We start from the raw sequence: 24,916 nt of genomic DNA, 5'->3' as shown, positions 1-24,916 counted from the left end.
GAGAAAAGAATTATGCTAAAGCGCCTCCTCATTGTACTATCCATTATAGCATTGGGTTTACTTATATACTCCGTATTCGTTGAAAATATTTTTTCGCCACGATTAAGTCCGAAGGATACTGCTAAAATTACGCTAAATGACTTAAACTTAAAAGTAGAATACAATAGACCTTCTAAGCGCGAACGTGAAGTTTTTGGTGCTCTTGTACCTTATAATGAGGTATGGAGAACTGGTGCCAATGAAGCCACAACCTTTGAAACCAACAAGGATTTAATGATTGATGGTATGCTCTTAAGGAAAGGTAAATACACATTATGGACCGTACCTATGGAAAATTCTTGGAAAGTAATGTTCAACTCAAAGCAATATGAATGGGGAGTTAACGAAAAAATGGAACCGATGTGGGATCCTAATTACGATGCCATTGAATTGGAAGTACCAAAACAAGAGCTTGATGAAACCGTGGAAAAGTTCACCATTGCTTTTGACAATAAAACCGGAAACTTAAAATTGACTATGGCTTGGGATCAGACTTTAATTGAAATTCCTGTTCAAATCCATCCTAACTCAGGTTCATAAAAACTTTAATGCAAAGTGACAAAAAAAGACCAACCATATAAATCTGCTTTGCACGAACAAGATGGTGTTGAACCTCCTAAAACGCTCAGTTCAAATTCGGCAAAATCCATACAGACCAAACGTAAAAAACAACCCTCTGTTGAGGAGTTGGTCAATGGGATTATTTCTAGAAATATTACGGATTTAAGTAGAGCAATCACTCTAGTCGAAAGCACAAACACAAAACACGCTAATAAAGCTCATGATATTATAACAGCTTGCTTACCACACGCTAACAAGTCTATCAGGATTGGCATTACTGGTGTACCTGGTGTAGGTAAAAGTACGTTTATTGAGGCTTTTGGAAGCTACCTCACTAACATTGGTAAAAGAGTTGCAGTTTTAGCTGTTGACCCAAGCAGTACGTTGAGCAAAGGCAGTATTCTTGGTGATAAAACCAGGATGGAAGATTTGGTCAAAGACGAAAATGCCTTTATAAGGCCATCGCCTTCTGGTGATTCACTTGGTGGTGTGGCAAGAAAAACGAGAGAAACCATCATTTTATGTGAAGCAGCTGGATTTGACACCATAATTATTGAAACTGTCGGTGTTGGCCAAAGTGAAACTGCTGTACACAGTATGGTCGATTTCTTTTTACTACTGAAACTCGCTGGTGCAGGTGATGAACTACAAGGCATTAAACGTGGTATTATTGAAATGGCCGATGCGATTGTAATCAACAAAGCGGATGGTGATAATCTTAAAGCCTCTAAAACTGCAAAAGTAGAATTCAATAGAGCCTTACACCTTTATCCTGAAAAGGAATCGGGTTGGTCTCCTAAGGTGTCGCTTTGCAGCGCCTTGAAAAAAGAAGGAATTTCTGATGTTTGGGAGCTCATCCAAGACTACATTACTACGACAAGCTCAAATGACTATTTTGAATATAATAGAAATAACCAGAACAAGTTTTGGTTGTTACAAACTATTGAAGAGCGTTTAAAATCTAATTTCTACAAGTCGCCTAAAATAAAAGCAGAACTAGATGCACAAATACAATTGATTGAAGCTGGTAAAACCACTCCTTTTGCCGCTGCTGAGTACTTACTTTCGTTATCATAAAAAAACTATACTTTTGCACAGACTAAGCAATCATAGTGTATGACGTATAAGTTGACCATCATCGTTCCGGTTTATAATGAAGAGGAAAATCTAGAACGTGTAGAAACCGAGCTTTCTAACTATCTCAAAATAGCATCTGTACCCACTTCGGTATTGTTTGTTAACGATGGCTCTACAGACAATAGTCAGGCATTGATTGAAAAGATTTGTACTACAAATGAAGCCTTTGAATATATTCTCTTTAAAGAAAACAAAGGTTTAAGCGCTGCTATAAAAGCTGGTTTTGATTATGTTGATACTGAGCTGGCTGGCTACATAGATTCCGATTTACAAACAGCACCTGAAGATTTCAATATTCTTTTAGAACACATAGACACGCATGAGTTGGTCACTGGTGTGCGCTCTAACCGTAAAGATTCTTTTGTTAAGAATATGTCTTCTAAAATTGCCAATGGTATTAGACGCGCATTTACACAAGATGGTATGGATGACACGGGTTGTCCGCTTAAAATAATTAAAACGGATTATGCTAAACGCATCCCTATGTTTAGAGGTTTACACCGCTTTTTACCTGCTATGATTATGCTTCAGAATGGCAGAATAAAACAAGTCACTGTTCAGCATTTTCCTCGACTTGCCGGAACGGCAAAATTTGGACTTTGGAATAGGCTTTTGGGCCCACTTATGGATTGCTTTGCCTATTTGTGGATGAAAAAAAAATACATTAATTACGAAGTTGAAAAATCGAGTAAATAATATTTTAATTTGAAAGACTGGATTATTTACAGCATCGGATTTTTGGCCCAGATTTTATTTTCGTCTCGGCTGATTATTCAATGGATTACGTCCGAAAAACAGCGTAAAGTCATTACTCCATCTACATTTTGGACATTAAGTTTAATCGCCTCTTTCCTCTTGTTCATTTATGGTTATTTAAGACTAGATTTTGCTATAATGCTAGGACAAAGTTTAACGTATTTCATCTACATTAGAAACTTACAGTTACAGGGACAATGGCAAAAATTTCCTAAAATTGTTCAGTATTTGCTGTTTATAGTTCCAGTATTAATCGTTGTTTTTTACTATAACAACAATAAAATAGACATAGAATTACTCTTTAAAAACGAAGCTATACCAACATGGCTATTAGTTCTTGGTGTTGTGGCTCAAATCATTTTCACCTTGCGATTTGTATATCAATGGATTCACTCTGAACGCAATAAGGCATCATCCTTACCATTAGGGTTTTGGGTATTGAGTTTAATTGGCGCAGCTTTAATTTTGAGCTATGCCATTATTAGAGAAGATCCCGTTTTATTTGTGGGACACTTTTTCGGAATGATCATTTATGCGCGCAACGCTTATCTAATAAGACAAAACAATGATTAAGCTCATAGAAAAATACCCAATTTTAAGTCTTTTACTTTTTGTAATTGTAATGCTTGGTTTTACCGTTGATGCCATTCCGGTGAGTATTATGGAAGCTCGTAATTTTATTTCTGCTCGCGAGATACTTACCGATAACAATTGGATATTAACCACCATGAACGGTGAGGCGCGCTATCAAAAACCACCTTTACCAACATGGATAACCGCATTTTTCGGTTTACTTTTTGGGATTAAATCTATTTTAGCGCTGCGTTGGCCAGCATTACTTTTTATGGCCTTTATTGGCATCACAACTTTTCTACTATCAAAAAAATTAGAACTCAGTAAATCACACAGTCTTATTAATGGATTTATTGTACTAAGTTCATTTTATGTTATAGGAATTATTATAGAAGCACCATGGGATATTTACACACATGCCTTTATGCTCATGGCCTTGTATCAGCTTTTTATAATGTTTCAAAAGCAGAAAACATCAATAGTCCATAGCTTGCTTTTTGTCGTGTTTTTGGCTTGTTCGGTCTTGTCTAAAGGTCCTGTTTCGTTGTATGTCTTGTTATTGTCTTTCATTATTTCTTACGGTATAGCTTACAAGTTTAAAGGTGGTACACTTCACTTTTTAAAACTTTTTAGCTTATTGATTTTTGGGATTGTATTAGGTGGTTGGTGGTATTTTCATGTACGTGTTGCTGACCCTGAAACTTTTACTGCAATTGCAGAACGCGAAACATCCAATTGGAGCAGTTACAACGTAAGACCGTTTTATTACTATTGGAGCTTTTTTGTACAAAGTGGATTATGGGCTTTAGCTGCATTGGTGAGTCTTATTTATCCGTATATGAAGTCACGTGTTATCAATCTAAAAGCCTATAGGTTTAGCTTTTTCTGGACGATTATAGCCGTAGTTCTATTGTCCATTATTCCTGAAAAAAAATCGCGCTATCTAATGCCTGTATTGATTCCACTGGCAATTAATATTGGTTTCTATATAGAATATTTAATAAGAGAATTCAAAAATCTGAAATCGAAAAAGGAAACTATTCCTGTTTATTTTCAGTTTGGGCTGATTGGTGTCATTTGTATTCTATTCTGGGTTATTTGGTTTTTTTCAAGTGATATATTAACCGGAATGTTTTTAGTGAGATTCGTAATTACAGCAATAGTTTTAGCTATTATTGGTTTTTATATTTTCAAGTTTTTAAAATCGAAACAAATCAAAAGTGTTTTCTATTTGGTTATTGCTTTTATGACCACCTTAGGTTTAATTGCATTACCAATATCAAAATCCCATTCTCAAGTTGATTACAAACCCGTTTCAGAATTAAAAGGTTCTGGCATAGAACTATATCATTTAGACTATGTAGCTCCTGAAGTGATATACAATTACGGTGACAAAATTCCAAGTATAAAAACGAGTGAAGGCTATGTGATCCCAAATGACAAGCGATTTTATTTGTTGACCAATAAAGTGAAGCCAGACACTATAGATGCACTTTCAAAAGTGTATAAGATAGAGTTTAAAGACACTTACGACTTAAATTCTTCTAACAAAGACACTAGAGGTTATAAAAATAGGCTTACAAATACTTTATACGAATTAACCCGAAAGTAATATTAAAGTACTTTATCTGGGTGGATCCTTTAAGGCAAATCTAGATTGCAGATATTTATCGAGTTTGTAGAATGCAAATCCTGAAAGTCCTCCAAAAATAAGACCAGAAAGCACATCCAAAGGATAGTGCACTCCAATATAAATACGACTATAACCCATGGTGATAGCCCAAACCACTAAAATATAAATAAGGTATTTATACTTTTTCCGCAACATTAATCCTACCAATATGGCAAGACCCATAGAATTACTAGCATGACCCGAAAAATAACCATATTTACCTCCGCAACCTTCTCTGACAATACGCATTAGTTCTTTGATTCCTGCTTGGTGACAAGGTCTGTGACGCATCACACCATCCTTAAATAAATTGGTGACTTGATCCGTAAAAGTGACCATGAGCACCACAGAAATAAGGGTAACCAAAACCATTTTTATTCCCAATCGCTTATACAATAAAAAAAGTAGTATAGCGTACAATGGTATCCAATTCCATTTAGTAGTATAAGCCATCCAGAATCCATCCCAAGATGTGTTACCTAGACCATTTAAATACAAAAAAAGTTCTTTGTCTAGCTCTACAAGTTGCTCTAGCATACCTCTTTTTTAGTTAATCATCATATCTTGCCACTTCTCTATCGTAAAACTCGGTAGCTTGTTTGATATAATTTTCGGCTTCGGTTTCCAATTCTTTTTGGTCGTGTTGATCAAATTCCTCAAACCACTCTACTTCATCATTTTCAAGATTAATGATAAATCGCGGAAACTCTGTATGAATAATAAATATAGCATCAGGATAATCCGTGTTGTCGCCTAATATAAATTTGGGTAGTTCCATTTGTTAAGTTTGAAGTTTGAAGCACGAAGCTTGAAGATTTTCAATATAGATGCAAATATATAGATTTTGATTGAGCTCTTCGATTAAGCCATAGAAATCAAACTATTCATCATTTAATCAGGTTATTATTTTATTAGCAATGAGCTTTTTAGTTAAGTAGTTAAAACGAATGAATAAAAGAATGGCTGCAGCACTTAAACCCGCCAATAGCCCAAGCCATATACCTAAACTACCATAAGCGTCCTCTTTTCCTAAAAAATAACTTATAGGAAAGCCAATGACCCAATATGAAATAAACGTAATTACTGTTGGGATCTTTACATCCTGTAGTCCACGCAAAGCACCTAGTGCAATAACCTGAAGGCTGTCACTAATCTGAAATACCGCTGCAGCCAATAATAAGGTTGCTGCTATTTTAACTACCTCCATTGTGTCCACAGCATTGGTAGGGTCGTCTAGATCTACATACAAGTCCGGCAGAACCTTATGAAAAATAGCGAAAAGTAAAGCAAATACAAATGCAAAAACAAACCCGACCAAAAAGATGGATTCTGCTATACGTTTTAGATTCACATAATCCCTTAACCCTTTTTGGTTACCTACTCTAACCATGGCAGCTACACTTAATCCCATAGCGACCATGAAGGTCATTGAAGATAAGTTTAAAGCTATTTGATTGGCTGCCTGAGCATTCTTGCCAAGTGTACCACTTAACCAAATCGCTGCTGTAAAAATGGCAACCTCAAAGAACATTTGCATAGAGCTTGGTAAACCTAAGTTTGCTAACTTTTTAATAGGCTGTTTGCTTAGTTTGAAGAATTTAATATTAGTGACATAGTCCTTAGATTTCTTTTTCTTGGCAAGTAACCACCATAGAAAAAACAACATCACAAAACGCGACACCAAAGTACCAACGGCTGCACCTACAATGCCCATTTGAGGAAAGCCGAACTTCCCAAAAATCAAAACATAATTAATCCCAACATTTAAAATATTGGCAACAATAGTAGCATACATCGGATATTTGGTTAGAGACAGTCCATCACTAAATTGTTTAAATGCCTGAAACACAATCAAGGGCACCAAGGAAAACGCTACCAAATCTAAATATGGGATCGCCAACTCAACCACTTCTTCAGGCTGATCCATGACATACATTAAAGGTTTTGCCACTATCAACATTAAGAACAATATCAAACCTAAAACCGTACAAAGAAAAAAACCATGTTTAAAAACGGATTTTCCTTTTTCTAAATTTTGTTCAGAATCAGCTTCAGCTACCAAAGGAGTTATTGCTGTAGAAAAGCCTATGCCAATGGACATGGCAATAAAAATAAAACTATTGCCCAAAGACACAGCTGCCAATTCAGCAGCACCTAATTGCCCAACCATCACATTATCTACAAAGCTCACAAACGTGTGTCCAAGCATACCCAAAATAACCGGAGATGCCAGTTTAAGGTTGTACTTAAATTCTTTGGTGTAGTTACTTAAAACCATGGCGCAAAAGTAGTGCTTAGGTTTTAGTTGTACGAATTAATTAATCCGTTTTGCATGTGTTGTAAATGAAAGCCCTTGTGTACCTGCGGTTGATGACATTAAACCTTCAAAAATTGGCTCAGGTGTACCTTTTGGTGTTGCCCAATCAAAAATAAAGTTTGCGCCTGTACCACCAGACACATCCGCCTCATCAATAACAATCTCTAAGGTTTCCATCGGTAATAAATACACAGGTTTGTCTACATAATGCTTTATAAGTTCACCATGTGTATTGTAGTAGTCTGATTTTAGAACATAAATTGTATCCGTTTCACTTGTGTTTCTGAGACTTACCATCGCTGTTAGGTTGTATTTTCTATGCTGTGATAAGCTATAAATCTGCGAATACACGGATAAATATGATTTACCTGTTTCTAATGAGTCTAACTCAAGAACATTTGTCACTCTTGCGCTCCAATTTATTTTTTGGATTTCATCTTCACTTGTAACCTCTTCACAAGAATAAAAACCAAAGGCACAGAAGAGTAGAATAATTATCTTTTTCATACAGGGAGATTTTAAAATCAATTATTACAAAAATAAGAGTTTAGTAATAGATGGTGGTATTAAATTTTGAACGTGCTTTGAAGTCACACAAAGAGTTTTATTTATATAATATTGAAAGTAACATCTGCAGGATGAATTACCAATGTTGAGCCGTTTTATTTTATGGCCTGTATATGTGTCCAATAGGCTTTTTTAAATGGTGTTTGTATATTCTCAAAACCTGCCCTACTTAAATACTCAATTTGAAGATCATAATCCGTAGGTTTATCAAAGGCTTCGTAATGCTCCATAATCCAGGCCCACTTCTCACCATCTGGAAAACTTATGTTTACAAATTTTTCCCAACTTTTTATTAGTTCTTTGTGGTCTGGATTAGCTTTACTGATCATTAGGTCACTATACGAGAATATCCCTCCTTTTTTTAGAGAATTGTATATACTATTAAAAATACTTTTCTTCTCTACTTCATCACAGTGGTGTAAGCTAAAGCCAGCTACAATCAAATCATATTCTTCTTTTTTAAAGGCAAAGTCTTTAAAATAATTATTGGCATAAATAACATTATAGGAACTAAACTGTTTCCTGCAAAGATTTATCATTTCAATAGACGCATCTACAAGAGTATAAGTAGCGTCAGGAAAATGTGGCATAAGTTGCGCTGAAACATTCCCGTTACCACATCCTAAATCTAGAATTGATTTAGGGTAAAAATCATTAGGTAGATGCTCTACAAAACTCGATATTAACTCTGCGTAATGCGGCACACAACCAATCATATCATTAGTGTAATTTTTAGAAAAATCATTGAATTCTAATGCTATGTTCTTTTTTATTTTCATACTTATATGAAGCAGTTTTAGCTAAGATAAAATATTATGACAATTAATGCCAATACTAACTATTCCACATCAGGTAATTTGTAACTACGGTAAGCACCCAAAAGCCCTAATAGAGATAATCCCAGGATAACACCTTCTATAGATAACACCGAAACCAATGCGCTTAAACCGCCTGTAATAAGTAAAATAAAACCAATAATGGTATTACTAACCGCAACATAATTGGTGCGTTCGTTACCGTTTGCCATGTCCACTACATAAGTTTTTCTACCGGCTCGCACACCTCCATGCGCTACTCCCAAAATGAAAAACGCAATTGGATATAGCCAAAGTTGGTTTCGGAAGCTCTCAAAAAAAGTAACTATTACAAATAAAGCAATACCCATAGTTGCAGCAATTGTTATGGCTCTGGCCATTGTGTTTTTACTAGATTTGTCGGCCTGTTTTCCCCAAAAAGGTGAACTGATAATCGAAGCGATACCATTGGCAACAATCAACAGACCCAATAAAAAACTTTCAGAACCAGCATGTTTCTGTGCCAGCAAAACGTAAAATGGTGCAGACAATGACGAACACAATAGTAAGGCTCTTGCTATTACAAAATTTCTGAACTGCGTATTGGTCTTTAATAACTCAAGCTTGCTTACCACAACGTTTTCATCTTTTGATAAAGATTCGGTTTCACCAGGAAATTCCTTAACCGAAGCATAAATCAATGCTGCCACTAACCACATGATTGAAGCAAAAAACATAAGGTTGGTATAAAAATCCACTGATGCATCTGTTTCAGATTTATAGGTAATAAGCAAACCAGCCACCAACACCAACACACCAGACAGAGCGGCTGTGTAACCACCAAGTTTACCTCGTCTCGTCTTAGCAATGGTTTTACCAATGACATCCTTTGAAGTAACTGAGGATAAACTACGGGCAAAACTAAACACCACCAAACAACCCACCATAAGCCATCCTGCCAAAACACCTTTATACGACAAACCTACTAGACCTATGGCTGCAATAGATACAAATTGCAATACAGAACCAAAAATCCAGATCCATTTTCTTATGGGTTTTTGACTTATATATTTTGAAATGGCAATCTGCGGAATCATAGCTCCTGATTCACGAATTGGAACTATTAAGCTGATAAGATAGACTGGAGCGTTAACGTAGCTCATCAACCAAGTCAATACCGTTTTTGGGTTACTAAGCGTGTCTCCCAATTTGGTAACCGTATGCGTTAATAGGATCCTGAAAAAATTAGTGACAGTATGTTCGCATGCTTCATCAGAAATATCCGTGCAAACCCGTTCACCATCTTCGTTATTGAGAAACCGATATAGTTTTTCTATAGCTGTTTTAGACATTTTTTAAATTAAAATCAATGACATTATTTGTTTTGAAAAGCAAGATAACTTTAAAAAATCATATCCAAATGAGGATTTATCATATTTGAAATTGAATTAATTTCTAAAATCAAATTTATCAATTGGGTTACTGAAAACATCATCTGCGACAAGAGATTAACAATAGATATGGTATTTTTAAAAAAATTATAATTCATTAAATAACTTATTATGAAAAAAATATATCTATTACTATTAATGCCGTTGCTATTGTTTACGTGCGATAATGAAAAAAAAGAATTAATGGCAGAGTTTAATGCCTTCACAGAAAAAAGTGACAGCATTCTAAAAGTACACAATTCGTTTGAGAATACACTGAGCGACATGTCGTCAACTTATGATAGACTCTACGAGTCTTATAAAAATAAGAACATAAATGATTCTACTGTTTTAAGAGATTTTGAAGAGCAGGCTAAAATACTAGAACGTCATGATGCTATAGTTAGAAGTCATAGTAAAATAATTGAATCTCATAAAAACGCAGAGCCAGATTTTGAATCTCTTGATACTTATGGTTTAAACGAAAAAATAGAAAAAATGAAACAGTGGCACCAACAAATGAAAGAAGATCATGAGGTGCTTAAAGAAGAGCATGAGAGTATGGAGAAACATTTAGCTGTGCTTGAAAAACGTATTGAGAACTTAGATTCCGAAAATTAGTCTAAGTAAATAAATAACTTTAAAAAGCCGTAAATGTTATTTACGGCTTTTTTTCTCCAAAACATTTAAATTTTTCGACAACTAAAACGAAAAATTTTTAGAATTTATATCCTTTATGGCATCATTGTATTCGCTTAACATAGTCCCAACAATCTCGGTAACGGGCTTTATATCGTGTATCAATCCTGCTATTTGACCAATTTCAAGCTCTCCATCGTCTAAATCCCCTTCAAACATACCGCGTTTGGCTCTAGCTCTACCTAACAATTCCTTAAGTTGCTCTGGTGTTGGTGCGGTTTTATACAATTCTTGTATCTCGTTGTAGAATTTGTTTTTTATAAGACGAACTGGTGCCAATTCTTTTAAGGTGAGCTGGGTAGCTCCTTCTTTAGCATCAACAACCACTTCCTTAAATGCCTGATGTGCCGAGGATTCCTCACTAGCTACAAAACGGCTACCAACCTGCACTCCATCGGCACCTAAAATCATACAAGCCAGCATAGCTTTTCCTGTGGCTATGCCTCCTGCGGCAATCAAAGGAATTTCTATTTGCTCCCTTACCATAGGTATTAAAGTTAAGGTAGTAGTCTCATCACGTCCATTATGTCCTCCTGCCTCAAAGCCTTCAGCAACAACGGCATCCACTCCAGCATCTTGAGCTTTTAAAGCGAATTTTACGCTACTCACTACATGTACTACAGTGATGCCCTTATCTTGTAACCACTTCGTCCAGGTTTTTGGATTTCCCGCTGAAGTGAACACAATTTTAACGTCTTCCTCAACAATGATATCCATTATCTCTTCAATATTTGGATATAACATTGGAACGTTAACTCCAAAAGGTTTATCCGTAGCTTTTTTACATTTTTGGATATGCTCACGTAGCACATTCGGATACATAGAACCTGCTCCTATTAAACCCAAAATCCCAGAATTGCTTGAAGCTGAAGCTAGTCTCCAGCCGCTATTCCATATCATTCCTGCTTGTATAATTGGGTATTTTATGTTGAAGAGTTTTGTTATGCTGTTGGTCATTATATGAAAAAATTATATTTGTCTATAAAATTCGTCAATTCGAGTGAATTTAACGATTGAAAATGAGTGAAATTTGTATCGAGAATGAGAATTTCAACTAGACACGGTTCTCGATACGATTTTACTCCCGAAGGCTTCCGGGATCAAATTCATTCGAACTGACGTATGAGTTTAGTTTGAACATCTAACAAACTTAAATGTTCTGAAATTGGTTTCTGATGATAGTTTCAAAACATAGAATCCAGCCTCTAAACTTTCGACATTAATGGCTTCACTATTTGTATTGAGCACTGTTTGTAAAACCTTTTGCCCTAATTGATTGTATATACTTACCTCTGAGTTTACAAGCTGCGTTGGCAATTCGACATATAAATTATCTTTTACAGGATTGGGATATATGTTTATATTCTCAATTAATGTTTCTCCCAAACCTAGACTTCTTGCCAGTGCCAAATCTGGAATACCAAAACCCAACATATCATCTGGCATAGTAAATTGCGAAGCTGATTGTCTTACAAAATCTATTACTTCGTTTGGTGTAGCATCAGGAATGGATTGCCAAAGTGATGCAATCCCACCACATAGAATTGGTGCACTAAAAGACGTGCCATTATTCTGTACAATAGCATTGTTTTCGTCTACTACAAATGCCAAACCACCTCTAGCCACTACATCTGGTTTCTGATAACCAATCTGTGCTGCACCTCCTTGGGAGCTAAAACTCACATATTCACCGTTTTCATCCACTCCACCGACAGACAACACCTCTGGTGAATCGGCTGGTGCGCCAACCGTTTGCCAAGCTGTAGCTCCTGAGTTTCCGGCACTGACTACAACCAAAATGCCCTTTTCGGCAGCAATAGAAGCTCCTTTGGTGATGTAAGTGGTTTGTCCATCCATATCAGCTGGCGTGTAATCGTAATTAGGATTGTCAAAGACACGATAACCCAATGACGTGTTAATCATGTCCACACCCAAACTATCTGCACGTTCTGCAGCTTCAACCCAATAACTTTCCTCAACTGGATTTTCGCTGGTGGCATCTTCGGTCAAGAACAAATAATAGGATGCATCAGGTGCTGTACCAACAAACTGATCTTGAATAAAACCAGCCATAGTACTCAAAACACGCGTGCCATGAGAACTTGCTGTATTGGCATAAACATCTGCGTTTCGGGTGACAAAGTCATATCCACCCAATATGTCTCCATTATCGCGTAAGCGCTGAAAAGCTGCCATGGTATTCACATTTGGGAATCCTGAATCCATTACAGCAATAGTAATACCTTCACCTGTAAAATCATCAACATGCAGATTGTCTGCATTAATCATTTCTACCTGATTCTGTGTGTTTCCGTATGTAAAATCAACGGTTTCATCCTCTATATCTGAATTGACTTGACTATTAGATGAGCGTGATGACACATCTAAGCTATTATTAGCAAAATCGATCGTTTCTACATAAGGTAAAGTGCTTAATGCTGAAATATCTACTTCAGAACCTCTAACATGAACCGCGTTAAACCATTTAGATTTTGCTAAAACAGTAATGCCTGTTTGGGTTTTTAAATCTGAAATATAAGCTTCGTGAACAGGCACGTCTCTTGCATCTATTGCTATACCATGATTTTGTTTACGATCTATGGCCTTTTGCGTTAGAATGGAAATTGGATTTGCTAAGGCTGCTGCTTCGTTGGGCTTATCAGTGAGGTAAACCCAAGCATCTTCTTGTGCATAGCTGTTTATTGTGAAGAGGAGCAATAAAAGCATGGTAATTTTTCTTATCATGACTTTTCTTTTATTGCAATTTAAGGATTTGAAATGAATTCTATAAATCATTTAAAGATTCCTGTCTACGCAGGAATGACATTAGGAAATAACACCAGAACCCAATAGCTCTTCACCATTGTACCAAGCAACAAATTGCCCTTCGGTAATAGCTGATTGTTTATTTTCAAATTCCACGTACAATCCTGAAGCAACTTTGTGAAGTGTTGCTTTTTCAAGAGGTTGACGATAACGAATTCTGGCCATAACGTCCATGGTTTCACCTTCAGACAAAGCCAAGTCTTCACGAATCCAATGCAATTCGTCGTTTGTGACAAATAATACATTTCGCAGCAAACCAGGATGATTTTTACCTTGACCTGTATAAATCACATTGTCCTCAACGTCAGTTTCAATAACAAACAATGGTTCTTTTGTACCACCAACTGCTAAACCTTTTCGTTGTCCTTTGGTAAAATAATGTGCACCTTGATGTTTACCTACAACCTTTCCGTCTGAAATAGAATATTCTGGTTTTTTGGCAAGAAACGCTAATTCATTTTCTTTGGAATTGAACTCAGGAACTGTTTGATTATAAGTTTCAAAAGAATCCTCAACTTCAACAATAACTCCTTCTTTAGGCTTTAGTTGTTGTTGTAAAAAATCTGGTAAACGCACCTTGCCAATAAAGCAAAGCCCTTGTGAATCTTTCTTTTCGGCAGTGGTTAAGTTTTGCGCTTTAGCAATTTCCCTTACCTCTGGCTTGGTTAATTCTCCAATAGGAAATAAGGCTTTTGCCAATTGCTCTTGTGATAGTTGACATAAAAAATACGACTGATCTTTATTATTGTCAACTCCCGCTAAAAGCTGATGAATTTCCTTGCCGTCTTTTTCGATTGTTGCTTTTCTGCAATAGTGACCTGTAGCAACATAGTCTGCACCAAGTTCCATAGCGATATCCATAAAGACATCGAATTTTATTTCACGATTACATAATACGTCTGGATTTGGTGTACGTCCTTTTTCATATTCGTTGAACATATAATCCACGATACGTTCTTTATACTGCACACTTAAATCTACAGTTTGAAACGGAATACCCAATTTATCAGCCACTAACATGGCATCATTACTATCTTCTAACCAAGGACATTCGTCTGAAATGGTTACGGAATCGTCGTGCCAGTTTTTCATAAACAGACCTATAACCTCATAGCCTTGCTCCTTTAAAAGATAGGCTGCAACGCTCGAATCCACTCCGCCAGAAAGTCCTACTATGACACGTTTCATGTTTATTTCCTGCGAAGGCAGGAATCTCCTTTTTTAATTTTTTTATTAAAACCCATCCCTAGCCCTTCCCTGGAAGGGAACTCGAATAGATTACTTTTTGTCTGAAAAACCTCGGCAAAATTACAAATAAAAAAGGCAACCTATATCGATTGCCATTTCTAATAATTATGCTATCCATAGCATTTAGCTATCAATATTTTTTAATGACAACCTGATTGGTGTGATCAATTTCTTTTTTGAGTTTTCCGGATTCGTAATATTTCCAGATACCCGATTTTCTATCTTCTGTATAGTCACCTTCTGAGGTTATATTTCCATCAGAATCGTAGTTAATCGTTTTTCCGTGTAAGCTTCCATCCTTATATATAGAGTGGCGCAGTAGAATATTATTTTCTGAAAACCATTTAGACTCTCCGTGAAGTTTTCCGTTTTTATAATGTGCTTCTTCTGCAACCAATCCATTTTTATAAAAAACGGTTCTATCCCCTTCGAGATTACCATCATCATTATAGTTTTCTACAATCATTTTGGCTGTAGAGTTTTTGTGATAGAATATCCATTGACCTATGTAACGCTTACCGTTCATCTTTCCTTCGCTTATCACATTTTTTTTAGATGTATAGAATTTTACATCTGCCAAACTATCCTTTAATCTAAACACCTTAGTAGCACTCAACACACTTTTTCCGCTAGATAACGTATAATATTTAAAAGTATCGACTTCTTTGCCGTGAACAAACTGCCCTTCGTAGCGCTTCTGGTCAGTCTTATGATAGTTTTTTGTCCACAAACCGTGACGTTTACCGTCTTTATCGAACTGATTTACGGGTTCTTGAGCATATCCTAGTGTTAAAATTAGTGTTAAAAAAAATACGAGTTTAATTTTTTGTTTAATCATTTTGTAATATTGTTAAACAAACTTAAATGTTTGAGCAATGTTGAACAAATTTTAAAACTCAAAAAAATGAAAATTATTTCGAAAACTCTCAAATTAATTGCAGTATTTATCATGGTCTTAGGCATTACTGCCTGTAGCGATGATGATGACAACAACGGACCAGGTGTACAGACCACTACAGTTGTGGATGTTGCTCTGGAAAATAATCTTACTTCCCTAGCTGCAGCTTTAGAAGCAACAGGATTGGTTAGCACTTTGCAAGGTACAGGACCTTTTACTGTTTTTGCACCTAGTAATGCAGCTTTTACTGATTTACTGAATGCTACAGGATTAGATTTAAACAATTTATCTACAGAAGAAGAAGCTTTGGTAAGAAACATACTTCTTAATCATGTTATTGTTGGTGCCAATCTTTCTTCTAGCGACTTAGTAGCCACAGGCTCTGGTTACACCAATACAGCAGCGACTGGACCAAATGGTGAAAATCTTAGTCTATATTTTACGACTTCAAACGGTGTAGAGCTTAATGGCATGTCTAATGTTACAAGTGCGGATAATACCGCAACCAATGGTATAGTGCATATTGTTGATACTGTTATTAACTTACCAACCATTGCAACTTTTGCGACATCAAACGACGCGCTATCTATATTAGTAGATGCTTTGGCTTATGCTGATACAGGCAGCCCAACTGTACCTTATATCAGTACGGTTTCAAATGCTGAGGCAGGCCCATTTACTGTTTTTGCACCAAGCAATGATGCCTTTGTTTCTCTATTATCAGAACTAAACATTAACGCCCTAAGCGACTTGGATACTACAACGGTTGATGCTGTATTAACTTACCATATTGTAAACAATGCCAATGTACAATCTGATGAATTAGCTACAGGTACCGTAACAACACTCGGAGGCGATATTTCTGCAGATACCAATAATTTCACTTTAACAGACCCTAATAGTCGTGTAAGCAATATAGTTACAACATTAGTAAATATACAAGGCATTAATGGTGTGGTACACGTAATAGACACTGTTTTATTACCACCACAAAGTTAAATAAAAGAAAAGTCGAGGCTGATTACCCGATTTTATATTGATTGATTTAGTTAGTAGTAGAAAACCCAGACAAAAGTCTGGGTTTTCCTATTAATATTGTTATAACAATTATTTCTTTTTTCTTTTCTGCTGTGCTTGCTTTTGTTGCTCTGCTTGCTCCATCATTTCAGCCATTTTTCTCTGAAACTTGTTTTGTTTCTTAGGCTTCTTCTTTTGCGTCTCGATCTTTGCTAACACCTTCTCTTCATCAATGATATAATTCTTAATTACCAACATAATTCCGATACTAATTAAGTTAGATATAAAGTAATACAAACTCAATCCTGAAGCATAATTGTTAAAGAATACCAACATAAGAATTGGTGAGAAGTAAATCATATACTTCATCATTTTACCCATATCTGGCATCCCTTCTTGTGTAGGTTGTTGTGCCATTTGCTGGCCTGTGGTCATCTTCATGTAAAAGAAGATTGCAATTGCAGCCAAAATTGGAAATAATGCCACGTGATCTCCATAAAATGGAATATTAAATGGTAAATCCGCAATAGAATCATATGAACTTAAATCATCTACCCAAAGGAAACTTTTCTGTCTTAAATCAAAGGCTGTTGGGAAAAACATAAACAAGGCGTAAAAAACAGGGATTTGCATTAGACCTGGCAAACAACCGCTTAACGGACTAGCTCCTGCTTTACTCTGTAAAGCCATTGTTTCTTGTTGCGCCTTCATCTTGTTATCCTTATGCTTCTTTCTGATGGCATCGAGCTCTGGTTTTAAGATTTTCATCTTAGCTTGAGACAAGAATTGTTTATACTGTACAAAGGACAACATTATTTTAACCAAGATAGTCATCACAATTATAGCAATACCGTAAGGTAGCATACCACTTAACCAACCGAACAATGGAATGAATATGGCCTTATTGATCCAGCCAAAAATTCCCCAACCAAATGGGATACTCTCTTCTAAATCTTTATCATAGGCCTTTAGCGTCTTTGCATCTGTAGGGCCATAATATAAACCAAGATTTTTATTGATCTCCCCTCCATTATATGCCAAAGGCATTTTAGAGGTATAGAGTTTTGTATATAAAGAATCTACGTCTTCATCTTCTACAAGATCAGCAGAAGTCATTTCTACCTTTTTGAAAGGGCTGTCATCCGACACCAGAATTGAGCTGAAAAAGTGTTGTCTATACGATAGCCATTCTACATCTTCAGCAATTTCGTCATCATCACCCATTTGAGATAACTTGTCAACCCTACCATCATACATATAGGTTAAACGTGTGTAACGATTTTCGTAGCTTATACTCTTGGCATGACGAATACCTTTCTGCTTCCAGTCTAGAGTAATCGGTTGCGATGTATTAAAGACACCACTTAAGCCTTGTGATCTGATTGAAAAATCAATCATATAATCATTTGGCTTCAACTCGTATCTATATTCCAAAAATGCGGTTTCAGAGACCTTAAGTTTCATAGAAACCACTGTATTCTCACCACTCTTACTTACGCTAGGCTGAAATGGGAAGTCCTGTGTATTGAGTGTTCTGTTGTCTGAAGTACCGAAAGTGATATTAAAAGCGCTATTATCGTCTTTAACGAGATAAATTGGCACTGAATCGTAATCTACAAAATTACGTAGCTTTACCTGAGCCAAATGACCCCCTTTTCTATTGAACTTTAACTCAAAAACGTCTGTAGTTACTGTAGTTTGTTCTTCGCCCTGTAAACCTAAGGCATAGGCAAAAGAACCTACTTTGCTTTGAAGTGCAGCTTGCTGAGTAGAGTCTAAGGCTTGTGTGTTGGTATAATCTTCCGCAGTAGTTACAACCGCTTCATTTTGTTTGCTCTCTTTTTTCTCAGCTTCAACCTGTTCTTGTTCTGCTTTTTTCTCAGCTTCAACTTCCTCTGGTGAAGGTGAACTTTGGTACATCATGTACACCAAGATTCCGAATATTAGAATAAATCCAATAATTGAGTTGATGTCTAGTTTCTTTTCTTCCATATGTATTTGCCGTGTAAACGGTAATCTAATTTAGTAAGTTTTGGTACTTATCAAAAGTCTTAAAAAGCACTTTGACTGCGCTCAGTGTGACATTTAAGATAAGTGATTTGCTTATCCCAAAAAGCTATCCAAAAAATCATTTTACGCCAAAGTGGCACATTGATTCATTATTTTTTCTTCTTATACTTTAAAGCGGCAGCGACAAAAGCCACAAATAAAGGATGTGGATTGGCAACTGTACTCTTGTACTCCGGATGGTATTGTACGCCAACAAACCAGCTATGTTCTGGAATTTCTATGATTTCTACCAGTCCGGTTTCAGGGTTTAATCCTGTAGCCTTCATACCTGCAGCTTCAACCTGTGTTTTATAGTCATCGTTAAATTCAAATCGATGTCTATGACGTTCTTCTATATTTTTTTCACCATAAACTTTGTAAGCGATACTATCTTCTATAATGTTGCAATCCCACGCGCCTAAACGCATGGTTCCTCCTTTGTTTATTACATTTTTTTGAGATTCCATTAAATTAATAACAGGATGTTCTGTATCCTCATCCATCTCAATGGAATTTGCATCACTTAAGTTCAACACATTTCTGGCATACTCTATCACTGCCATCTGCATACCTAAGCAAATACCTAAAAACGGAATATTGTTTTCGCGCACATAGCGAATGGCTTCAATTTTCCCTTCCACGCCACGCTCACCAAAACCAGGTGCGACCAATACTCCATCTAAATGGTTCAGTTTAAAGTCTATGTTGTCTTCATTGAGATATTCTGAATGAATAGATTCTACATTGACTCTCACTTCATTTTCTGCACCTGCATGAATAAAAGCTTCTAGTATAGACTTGTACGAATCCTGAAGTTCTACATATTTACCTATCAATCCAATAGTGACTTCGCTCTTAGGGTTTTTATGACGCTTTAAAAATTCGTTCCAGCGATTTAGATCTGGTACATCACTTTTTAGGTTTAGTTTTTCCAATACCACTTTATCCAAGCCTTCTTCTAACATTAGGTTAGGTACATCGTAAATTGTTGATGCATCAATAGATTGGATAACAGCTTCTTTCTTTACATTACAGAAACGAGCCAATTTTTCTTTTAGACCTTCGTGCAATTCGTGTTCGGTTCTACATACCAAAATATCTGCATGTACTCCACTTTCCATTAATGTCTTTACACTATGTTGTGTAGGTTTGGTCTTTAACTCGCCTGCTGCAGACAAAAAAGGAATCAGTGTTAAATGAATCACCAAAGCATTGTGCTCTCCCAAGTCCCATTGTAACTGACGTACGGCTTCTATGTATGGTAAGGATTCAATATCACCAACGGTGCCACCAATCTCTGTTAATATAATATCGTAATCACCAGAATTCCCAAGAATTTGGATTCTGTCTTTAATCTCGTCTGTAATATGCGGAATAACTTGAACTGTTTTTCCCAAGAACTCACCACGTCTCTCTTTGTCAATTACACTTTGGTAAATTCTACCAGTAGTAACATTATTTGCCTGTGATGTTGGTACGTTTAAAAACCGTTCATAATGTCCTAAATCCAAGTCGGTTTCTGCACCATCGTCCGTCACATAGCATTCGCCATGCTCGTATGGGTTTAATGTTCCTGGGTCAATGTTAATGTAAGGGTCTAATTTTTGAATGGTCGTTCTGTAACCTTGTGCTTGTAGGAGTTTAGCTAAAGATGCTGCTATGATGCCTTTTCCGAGAGAGGAAGACACTCCGCCTGTTACAAAAATATACTTAGGGTCTGTGGTCATATTGCGTTGTTAAACGCAGGCAAATTTACGAAATTTAATGACTTATTCTGTATTTGTTTATGCTTTGTTTATATGTTACTTTTAGAACATGTTACCTAACCAAACTTTAGGATCTTACGATACATTAACACAGCTTATAAAGTCCGAAGACATTGACAATTGGTTAGATTTAGTTTCGCTTGTTAAAGCTCTGCCTTATAATAGAAATTCTAATCGAACTGATTTAAGCTTAGTCTGGAAGGAAAAAAAAGGAACATGCAGTTCTAAACATGCCTTTTTGAAACATGTTGCTGATTTAAACCAAATTCCAAATGTGGAGCTCATACTTGGCGTGTATAAAATGAATAGTGCCAATACACCTAAAATTGGGAAAGCCTTATCTGATTACCAGTTAGATTATATACCAGAAGCACATTGCTATTTAAAAATTAATGATGAGCGTTTTGATTATACTTCTCCTACTTCTGATTTTAAGAGACTAAAAAATGATATGCTATTAGAGAAAACAATTACACCTCAACAAGTAGCTGAATTTAAAATTGATTTCCACAAAGCCTATTTAAAAGATTGGATAAAGAATAATAATATACCATACAGTTTTGGGAAAATTTGGCAGATTAGAGAGCAGTGCATTGAAAATCTGAGTCGTTAAATATATTTAATATTCACTTACATAAAATCTTATATTTACGCATTAAAAGATCAGTTGATGAAAAAATTCTTGAAATTAACCTTAATATGTTTCTTAACTTCACTGCTATATAACTGCAATAACGAAAGTGCTAGTTCGCCAGAACTATCCTTCGATATACCGACAAAAGAAGTTCATTTTACACCTGACACATGTAGAGCTAATAATTGGGATATACGTGATTTTAAAATCACATTTCCAAAAAGTTACAGTATTAATAAAAATGTAACTGAAAACTATCTCGAATTAGGTAGTGAATCTGAATTTTTAAACTTGGGTTCAGCTAGTTTAGACTTAAATATGTCTTTAGCTTCTGATTATTCAGAGAAAAAAATAGCAATAAAAAATAGTGATGGCTATGCCTTGCATTTTGATGCCGTAAGAGATGTCGTGGACGATGTTATCGTAGAAAAAGTGACACAACAATTAGTTACATATTATACTAGAAACTCTAATGCAACACTATATTCTAAAACTCCAAAACAGACACTCATTATTAACGATTTGCCTACTAGTTATTCTGGATTTACACTTTACGGTATTATTGACAATAAAGAAGTATGGAGTCATAATGCTATTATTTATATCCCAAATCCAGATGATTTTAAACAGTCACTGTTTGCGATGTTGGAGATTAGAATTGACAAAGAAGAAAACTACACCTCTAAAGATTTTTTAGAATCGGATAGTTATAAAATTTTATCGAGTATTACTTTTAACTAAAATCCCGTTTAATCGTATAAATCAATTCTTCTAGGCCGTTGATTTTAATATCATACATTTGGGTCATCATTCTTCCCAATTTTCCTTCCGGAAAGCCTTTTTGCTTAAACCAAGTGTAATAGTATTCTGGGATGTCAACCAAGTATTGGCCTTTGTATTTACCAAATGGCATTTTGTAATGCGCTAGTTCTATGAGTGCTTTTTTGTCTGGTTGCATTAATTAATTCCTAATTTTTAAATAGATTCCTGCCTCACTTCGACTTCGCTCAGTGACCAACGCAGGAATGACAAAATTGACTTCCAACTTATTGCGACTTGTATTTATCTAATTTTTTGAGTTCTTCAGCAATAAACGTTTCCCAATATTTTTGTGCTTCAACATTTATGGAGTGATTGGTTTGTGCATCGTATGTTTTTTGGGATTCTTCCAATGCCTTATTAATTGCCACATGTATTTGCTCCATCTGTTTCTTAATGTTTTGGTTCACCACCAAACGGTCTAATTGCTTTCTAAATTTACGTACGTAGAGCTCTGTGATATCAAAATGTAATTGCTCATGGCCTAAGACATGATCATCCCCTTTTTCTTTTATATACCAAGATTTTGCTGGATAAAAATGGGCTTCTACCGTCGTTGAAAAATCTACAATTCTACGATTGGATGTTTTTACGGAATACCCAAACGTAATACCAGAAGCAGTGAGTGCTACAGCATCTGAAGCTGGATCTGGATTTGCCTTAAAATCTGCCCACGAGAGTTTGCGTGCCTCATGCCAGGTCATGGTTTCGTCGTTGGAGGTTGTTCCAACAAACAGAAAAAGAAGTCCTATTATGATATATTTAAATTGCATTTATTGCCAATTAAACGTCACATCCTTTTCGATATCTGGATGCAAACTGTAATGCACAGGGCATGTATTTGCGGTACGTTCTAAAATGACTCTAGTCTTCTTATCAGCCTCAAAGGGAAAATTAAGAACCACTTTTATCTTAGAGATGCGTCTTGGGTCGCTTGCCATAGTTTTAGTCACCTCAGCTGTAGTACCAGACATATCTATATCCATGTCCCGCGCTTTAATTCCCATAACCGTTAGCATACAACTTGCCAATCCTGTAGCAACGGTATCTGTAGGAGAAAACGCTTCTCCCTTACCATTATTGTCTATTGGCGCATCCGTTATAAAAGCATTATTGGATTTTATATGGACGCTTTCTGTTCTTAGGTTACCAAGATAAGTTACTTTAGACGTCATATTAATTGGCTTCTACAATTCTTAGATCATCAAACTTAACGATGTAAACTGCTTCGTTAGTGTAACCTCCGTATAAGGATTTATTGTACCTAAACTTATTCTCAATGTATTCCGTTTCTATAATATCGCTAGACGCTTCATATAAGTTATCCTCTGTTGCTAAACGCAATAAAACGTCTAAGGTTATATCGAAACCACGAGCTACATATTTACTAGGTGAAACACCGTATTCTTTTCTGTAGGCCTCAACAAAACCATTAGAATTGTTTTCATCAAAAGTTTTATGTACAGATGGGTAATGAAATTTGAGATTAGATAAGTTATTATTATCGATATCCTTGCCTTCAAAGGCTTTGCCCTTATTTAAGGTCACCAAAACAATTTCGGTCTTCTCCACCATCAATCCATTGAGCATACTAATAACGCTAGACGCAAAGGCATCATTATCAGTTTCTAGAAAAACAATAGTTTTACCGATAGGGAAAACGTTTTCTAATTGCACAGGATAAATGTAATGGTCGTCTTTTCCTGATTTTTTGTTTTTTTGAGAATAGATAAGGCTAGCGCTAGGGAATTCTTTCTTTATCATTTCACTCTCTGAGCGATGAGCCTGATCTGCTATGACAACAACTTTAGTTTTTAGGCTATCTTTTTTCACAAAATCAATCATTGCCTTTTCTAGTAATTTGTCATCTGGAATAGTTTGAAACACATTAGCATAAACCTCTTTGGGTTTGTTTAAAGCTGCAATCACAGGAACTCTATCTCGTCTTAAAGCTGTTGCCACTCTATCGAAACTTTTTTCTTCCATTGGACCTATAACGGCATCATAGTCTGAAAAATCATTGTCAGCTAATAATTTACTTGTAGTTGACGGTTGATAACGTGTATCCAACACCTTTAGGTCTGTTGAAATTCCCAACTGCTTTGCTGAATCTAATGCCATCTTAACTCCAATATGAAAATCTAATACTATAGACAAAAGCTTGTTGTTTTTTATCATGGATTTTGCTTCTTCAACAGAATCTGTATCTATTCTATTTAAACGATATGGCAACATTAACGCTAGTTTCTTAGTTCTAAAATTCTTTAAATTAGATCCTAATTTTGTAGTTTCTATATCAGCAAGGTTAGCAGCAGTATGAATTGAATCTGGTATTTTCAAAACCATCCCTTCTTTTAAGCCTCCTTCTTTCAATTCTGGATTTAAGCTTTCCAGTTCTTCTTGCGTTAAGCCTGTTTTTACTTTTAATCTGTAAAAGCCTTCTTTTGGCAATACTTCGTAATAGTTGTACTGAGTTTCAATTGCCTTTTCTTCCTTATCCTCAATATTTGGCACGTTAAGCTCATCACCTGGTTGTAGAATAGGCTTCATGTTAGGGTTTAATGCTTCTAGTTCAGCTACGGTAATACCAAACTTGTAAGCGACTCGCCATTTTCCCTCCTTAGGTTGAACTTTATATTTCCTTAAAGTATTCTTATAGCTTTGTTTAGAAACAAACGTCTTGAACTTTGGTATTCTGATTCGATCGCCTTTTTTAAGGTTTTCTGAATATAATTGACGGTTTGCTTTTTTAATTTCTTCCTCTGTAACACTATACTTTTTTGAGATTCCGTATAAAGTTTCTTTACGCTTTACTTTGTGGGTCTTATAACCAATAAGCTCTCTACTTTCCTCTTCAATTTCTTCGTTTTTAACTTTTGAATTGGGAATAATTAAAATTGTATTGGGTTGAAAATTAGATTTTGCATCAGGGTTAAGCGCTAAAATATCGAAAGGTGTTACCAAATACTTCTTAGCAATGCTCTCTATTGTCTCACCAGCTTTAACTTTATGCTCAATATAGTTTTGAGCACTCAAGCTTATTGTAAAAGCAATTAATATTACGGTTAAAATATTTTTCATGTATTTTATTTTAGCTTATCTAAACTTTAGAAA

Annotated in this window: 25 protein-coding genes; 9 read left to right on the top strand and 16 right to left on the bottom strand. The window is 35.7% G+C overall.

Features of this window, described 5'->3' with window-relative positions:
* The first annotated feature begins 12 nt into the window (after positions 1 to 12).
* Genes SIB89_RS14340 through SIB89_RS14320 form a run of 5 tightly spaced genes read left to right on the top strand, consistent with a single transcriptional unit; the run spans position 13 to position 4,678 of the window.
* The gene (locus SIB89_RS14340; protein ID WP_412560310.1) at positions 13 to 579 is read left to right on the top strand and encodes a DUF2911 domain-containing protein; all 567 of its coding nucleotides are present in this window, start codon (positions 13 to 15) and stop codon (positions 577 to 579) included.
* A gap of 15 nt (positions 580 to 594) precedes the next feature.
* Positions 595 to 1,677 (top strand): methylmalonyl Co-A mutase-associated GTPase MeaB, encoded by a 1,083-nt coding sequence (gene meaB / locus SIB89_RS14335; RefSeq protein ID WP_412560309.1) that lies wholly within the window; start codon positions 595 to 597, stop codon positions 1,675 to 1,677.
* Positions 1,678 to 1,716: 39 nt separating this feature from the next.
* Positions 1,717 to 2,433: a glycosyltransferase gene (locus SIB89_RS14330; RefSeq protein WP_412560308.1), complete on the top strand. Its 717-nt coding sequence runs from the start codon at positions 1,717 to 1,719 to the stop codon at positions 2,431 to 2,433.
* 9 nt (positions 2,434 to 2,442) lie between these two features.
* Positions 2,443 to 3,066 carry a lipid-A-disaccharide synthase N-terminal domain-containing protein gene (locus SIB89_RS14325; protein ID WP_412560307.1) on the top strand — a complete coding sequence of 208 codons (624 nt, stop codon included), beginning with the start codon at positions 2,443 to 2,445 and terminating at the stop codon, positions 3,064 to 3,066.
* On the top strand, positions 3,059 to 4,678 hold the full coding sequence (locus SIB89_RS14320; protein WP_412560306.1) for an ArnT family glycosyltransferase: 1,620 nt from the start codon (positions 3,059 to 3,061) through the stop codon (positions 4,676 to 4,678). Before SIB89_RS14325 ends, SIB89_RS14320 begins: the two co-directional genes overlap by 8 nt.
* A 12-nt stretch (positions 4,679 to 4,690) precedes the next feature.
* On the opposite strand, the gene SIB89_RS14315 is transcribed toward SIB89_RS14320, so the two are convergent.
* The 6 genes from SIB89_RS14315 to SIB89_RS14290 all read right to left on the bottom strand — a co-directional run bounded on the left by SIB89_RS14315 (position 4,691) and on the right by SIB89_RS14290 (position 9,768).
* Positions 4,691 to 5,275 carry a phosphatase PAP2 family protein gene (locus SIB89_RS14315; RefSeq protein ID WP_412560305.1) on the bottom strand — a complete coding sequence of 195 codons (585 nt, stop codon included), beginning with the start codon at positions 5,273 to 5,275 and terminating at the stop codon, positions 4,691 to 4,693.
* 13 nt (positions 5,276 to 5,288) lie between these two features.
* Positions 5,289 to 5,516: a hypothetical protein gene (locus tag SIB89_RS14310; protein WP_155089375.1), complete on the bottom strand. Its 228-nt coding sequence runs from the start codon at positions 5,514 to 5,516 to the stop codon at positions 5,289 to 5,291.
* A gap of 117 nt (positions 5,517 to 5,633) precedes the next feature.
* Positions 5,634 to 7,016 carry an MATE family efflux transporter gene (locus SIB89_RS14305; protein ID WP_412560304.1) on the bottom strand — a complete coding sequence of 461 codons (1,383 nt, stop codon included), beginning with the start codon at positions 7,014 to 7,016 and terminating at the stop codon, positions 5,634 to 5,636.
* Between the two features lie 36 nt (positions 7,017 to 7,052).
* On the bottom strand, positions 7,053 to 7,562 hold the full coding sequence (locus SIB89_RS14300; protein WP_155089373.1) for a DUF3124 domain-containing protein: 510 nt from the start codon (positions 7,560 to 7,562) through the stop codon (positions 7,053 to 7,055).
* 155 nt (positions 7,563 to 7,717) lie between these two features.
* On the bottom strand, positions 7,718 to 8,401 hold the full coding sequence (locus tag SIB89_RS14295; protein ID WP_412560303.1) for a class I SAM-dependent methyltransferase: 684 nt from the start codon (positions 8,399 to 8,401) through the stop codon (positions 7,718 to 7,720).
* Positions 8,402 to 8,460: 59 nt separating this feature from the next.
* The gene (locus tag SIB89_RS14290) at positions 8,461 to 9,768 is read right to left on the bottom strand and encodes an MFS transporter (protein WP_412560302.1); all 1,308 of its coding nucleotides are present in this window, start codon (positions 9,766 to 9,768) and stop codon (positions 8,461 to 8,463) included.
* A 210-nt stretch (positions 9,769 to 9,978) separates the two neighbouring features.
* On the opposite strand from SIB89_RS14290, the gene SIB89_RS14285 reads away from it, so the two are divergent.
* Positions 9,979 to 10,467: a hypothetical protein gene (locus SIB89_RS14285; RefSeq protein ID WP_412560301.1), complete on the top strand. Its 489-nt coding sequence runs from the start codon at positions 9,979 to 9,981 to the stop codon at positions 10,465 to 10,467.
* 81 nt (positions 10,468 to 10,548) lie between these two features.
* On the opposite strand, the gene SIB89_RS14280 is transcribed toward SIB89_RS14285, so the two are convergent.
* From SIB89_RS14280 to SIB89_RS14265, 4 genes are all read right to left on the bottom strand, one after another.
* Entirely contained in the window at positions 10,549 to 11,502 is a 954-nt protein-coding gene (locus tag SIB89_RS14280; protein WP_412560300.1) for an NAD(P)H-dependent flavin oxidoreductase, read from the bottom strand.
* Between the two features lie 171 nt (positions 11,503 to 11,673).
* A complete protein-coding gene (locus tag SIB89_RS14275) occupies positions 11,674 to 13,290 on the bottom strand; it encodes a S8 family serine peptidase (RefSeq protein ID WP_412560299.1) in 1,617 nt (538 codons plus the stop codon).
* An 81-nt stretch (positions 13,291 to 13,371) separates the two neighbouring features.
* Positions 13,372 to 14,559: a tRNA 2-thiouridine(34) synthase MnmA gene (gene mnmA / locus SIB89_RS14270; RefSeq protein ID WP_412560298.1), complete on the bottom strand. Its 1,188-nt coding sequence runs from the start codon at positions 14,557 to 14,559 to the stop codon at positions 13,372 to 13,374.
* A 190-nt stretch (positions 14,560 to 14,749) separates the two neighbouring features.
* Positions 14,750 to 15,457: a toxin-antitoxin system YwqK family antitoxin gene (locus tag SIB89_RS14265; protein WP_412560297.1), complete on the bottom strand. Its 708-nt coding sequence runs from the start codon at positions 15,455 to 15,457 to the stop codon at positions 14,750 to 14,752.
* Between the two features lie 66 nt (positions 15,458 to 15,523).
* Here SIB89_RS14265 and SIB89_RS14260 point away from each other — a divergent pair, with 66 nt between their 5' ends.
* Positions 15,524 to 16,516, top strand: coding sequence for a fasciclin domain-containing protein (locus SIB89_RS14260; protein ID WP_412560296.1), 993 nt, complete (start codon positions 15,524 to 15,526; stop codon positions 16,514 to 16,516).
* 108 nt (positions 16,517 to 16,624) lie between these two features.
* Here the strand turns inward: SIB89_RS14260 and yidC are convergent, their stop codons facing one another.
* Together yidC and SIB89_RS14250 are read right to left on the bottom strand one after the other, a co-directional pair.
* Positions 16,625 to 18,526: a membrane protein insertase YidC gene (yidC, locus tag SIB89_RS14255; protein ID WP_412560295.1), complete on the bottom strand. Its 1,902-nt coding sequence runs from the start codon at positions 18,524 to 18,526 to the stop codon at positions 16,625 to 16,627.
* A gap of 167 nt (positions 18,527 to 18,693) precedes the next feature.
* Entirely contained in the window at positions 18,694 to 20,310 is a 1,617-nt protein-coding gene (locus SIB89_RS14250) for a CTP synthase (protein WP_412560294.1), read from the bottom strand.
* A gap of 88 nt (positions 20,311 to 20,398) precedes the next feature.
* Here SIB89_RS14250 and SIB89_RS14245 point away from each other — a divergent pair, with 88 nt between their 5' ends.
* Both SIB89_RS14245 and SIB89_RS14240 read left to right on the top strand, forming a co-directional pair.
* The gene (locus SIB89_RS14245; RefSeq protein WP_412560293.1) at positions 20,399 to 20,962 is read left to right on the top strand and encodes a hypothetical protein; all 564 of its coding nucleotides are present in this window, start codon (positions 20,399 to 20,401) and stop codon (positions 20,960 to 20,962) included.
* Positions 20,963 to 21,019: 57 nt separating this feature from the next.
* Positions 21,020 to 21,724 (top strand): hypothetical protein, encoded by a 705-nt coding sequence (locus SIB89_RS14240; RefSeq protein WP_412560292.1) that lies wholly within the window; start codon positions 21,020 to 21,022, stop codon positions 21,722 to 21,724.
* Here the strand turns inward: SIB89_RS14240 and SIB89_RS14235 are convergent.
* The 4 genes from SIB89_RS14235 to SIB89_RS14220 form a co-directional block, all read right to left on the bottom strand.
* Positions 21,717 to 21,941: a DUF3820 family protein gene (locus tag SIB89_RS14235; protein WP_273291150.1), complete on the bottom strand. Its 225-nt coding sequence runs from the start codon at positions 21,939 to 21,941 to the stop codon at positions 21,717 to 21,719. The genes SIB89_RS14240 and SIB89_RS14235 overlap by 8 nt on opposite strands.
* 88 nt (positions 21,942 to 22,029) lie before the next feature.
* Positions 22,030 to 22,575 (bottom strand): DUF922 domain-containing protein, encoded by a 546-nt coding sequence (locus SIB89_RS14230; RefSeq protein ID WP_412560291.1) that lies wholly within the window; start codon positions 22,573 to 22,575, stop codon positions 22,030 to 22,032.
* Entirely contained in the window at positions 22,576 to 22,977 is a 402-nt protein-coding gene (locus tag SIB89_RS14225; protein ID WP_273291146.1) for an OsmC family protein, read from the bottom strand.
* A 1-nt stretch (position 22,978) separates the two neighbouring features.
* Positions 22,979 to 24,883 (bottom strand): LysM peptidoglycan-binding domain-containing protein, encoded by a 1,905-nt coding sequence (locus SIB89_RS14220; protein WP_412560290.1) that lies wholly within the window; start codon positions 24,881 to 24,883, stop codon positions 22,979 to 22,981.
* Positions 24,884 to 24,916: the final 33 nt, after the last annotated feature.

Source organism: Winogradskyella sp. MIT101101, assembly GCF_047126865.1.
Taxonomy (GTDB): Bacteria; Bacteroidota; Bacteroidia; order Flavobacteriales; family Flavobacteriaceae; genus Winogradskyella; species Winogradskyella ouciana.
This window is presented reverse-complemented; position numbering and strand designations above follow the sequence as displayed.

What these genes read in the sequence shown, in the direction of transcription:
- SIB89_RS14340 (WP_412560310.1), top strand. Translation starts at nt 13, where the DNA reads ATGCTAAAGCGCCTCCTCATTGTACTATCCATTATAGCATTGGGTTTA.
- SIB89_RS14330 (WP_412560308.1), top strand. Translation starts at nt 1,717, where the DNA reads ATGACGTATAAGTTGACCATCATCGTTCCGGTTTATAATGAAGAGGAA.
- SIB89_RS14320 (WP_412560306.1), top strand. Translation starts at nt 3,059, where the DNA reads ATGATTAAGCTCATAGAAAAATACCCAATTTTAAGTCTTTTACTTTTT.
- SIB89_RS14315 (WP_412560305.1), bottom strand. Translation starts at nt 5,275, where the DNA reads ATGCTAGAGCAACTTGTAGAGCTAGACAAAGAACTTTTTTTGTATTTA.
- SIB89_RS14310 (WP_155089375.1), bottom strand. Translation starts at nt 5,516, where the DNA reads ATGGAACTACCCAAATTTATATTAGGCGACAACACGGATTATCCTGAT.
- SIB89_RS14305 (WP_412560304.1), bottom strand. Translation starts at nt 7,016, where the DNA reads ATGGTTTTAAGTAACTACACCAAAGAATTTAAGTACAACCTTAAACTG.
- SIB89_RS14300 (WP_155089373.1), bottom strand. Translation starts at nt 7,562, where the DNA reads ATGAAAAAGATAATTATTCTACTCTTCTGTGCCTTTGGTTTTTATTCT.
- SIB89_RS14295 (WP_412560303.1), bottom strand. Translation starts at nt 8,401, where the DNA reads ATGAAAATAAAAAAGAACATAGCATTAGAATTCAATGATTTTTCTAAA.
- SIB89_RS14290 (WP_412560302.1), bottom strand. Translation starts at nt 9,768, where the DNA reads ATGTCTAAAACAGCTATAGAAAAACTATATCGGTTTCTCAATAACGAA.
- SIB89_RS14285 (WP_412560301.1), top strand. Translation starts at nt 9,979, where the DNA reads ATGAAAAAAATATATCTATTACTATTAATGCCGTTGCTATTGTTTACG.
- SIB89_RS14280 (WP_412560300.1), bottom strand. Translation starts at nt 11,502, where the DNA reads ATGACCAACAGCATAACAAAACTCTTCAACATAAAATACCCAATTATA.
- SIB89_RS14275 (WP_412560299.1), bottom strand. Translation starts at nt 13,290, where the DNA reads ATGATAAGAAAAATTACCATGCTTTTATTGCTCCTCTTCACAATAAAC.
- mnmA (WP_412560298.1), bottom strand. Translation starts at nt 14,559, where the DNA reads ATGAAACGTGTCATAGTAGGACTTTCTGGCGGAGTGGATTCGAGCGTT.
- SIB89_RS14265 (WP_412560297.1), bottom strand. Translation starts at nt 15,457, where the DNA reads ATGATTAAACAAAAAATTAAACTCGTATTTTTTTTAACACTAATTTTA.
- SIB89_RS14260 (WP_412560296.1), top strand. Translation starts at nt 15,524, where the DNA reads ATGAAAATTATTTCGAAAACTCTCAAATTAATTGCAGTATTTATCATG.
- yidC (WP_412560295.1), bottom strand. Translation starts at nt 18,526, where the DNA reads ATGGAAGAAAAGAAACTAGACATCAACTCAATTATTGGATTTATTCTA.
- SIB89_RS14250 (WP_412560294.1), bottom strand. Translation starts at nt 20,310, where the DNA reads ATGACCACAGACCCTAAGTATATTTTTGTAACAGGCGGAGTGTCTTCC.
- SIB89_RS14245 (WP_412560293.1), top strand. Translation starts at nt 20,399, where the DNA reads ATGTTACCTAACCAAACTTTAGGATCTTACGATACATTAACACAGCTT.
- SIB89_RS14240 (WP_412560292.1), top strand. Translation starts at nt 21,020, where the DNA reads ATGAAAAAATTCTTGAAATTAACCTTAATATGTTTCTTAACTTCACTG.
- SIB89_RS14235 (WP_273291150.1), bottom strand. Translation starts at nt 21,941, where the DNA reads ATGCAACCAGACAAAAAAGCACTCATAGAACTAGCGCATTACAAAATG.
- SIB89_RS14230 (WP_412560291.1), bottom strand. Translation starts at nt 22,575, where the DNA reads ATGCAATTTAAATATATCATAATAGGACTTCTTTTTCTGTTTGTTGGA.
- SIB89_RS14225 (WP_273291146.1), bottom strand. Translation starts at nt 22,977, where the DNA reads ATGACGTCTAAAGTAACTTATCTTGGTAACCTAAGAACAGAAAGCGTC.
- SIB89_RS14220 (WP_412560290.1), bottom strand. Translation starts at nt 24,883, where the DNA reads ATGAAAAATATTTTAACCGTAATATTAATTGCTTTTACAATAAGCTTG.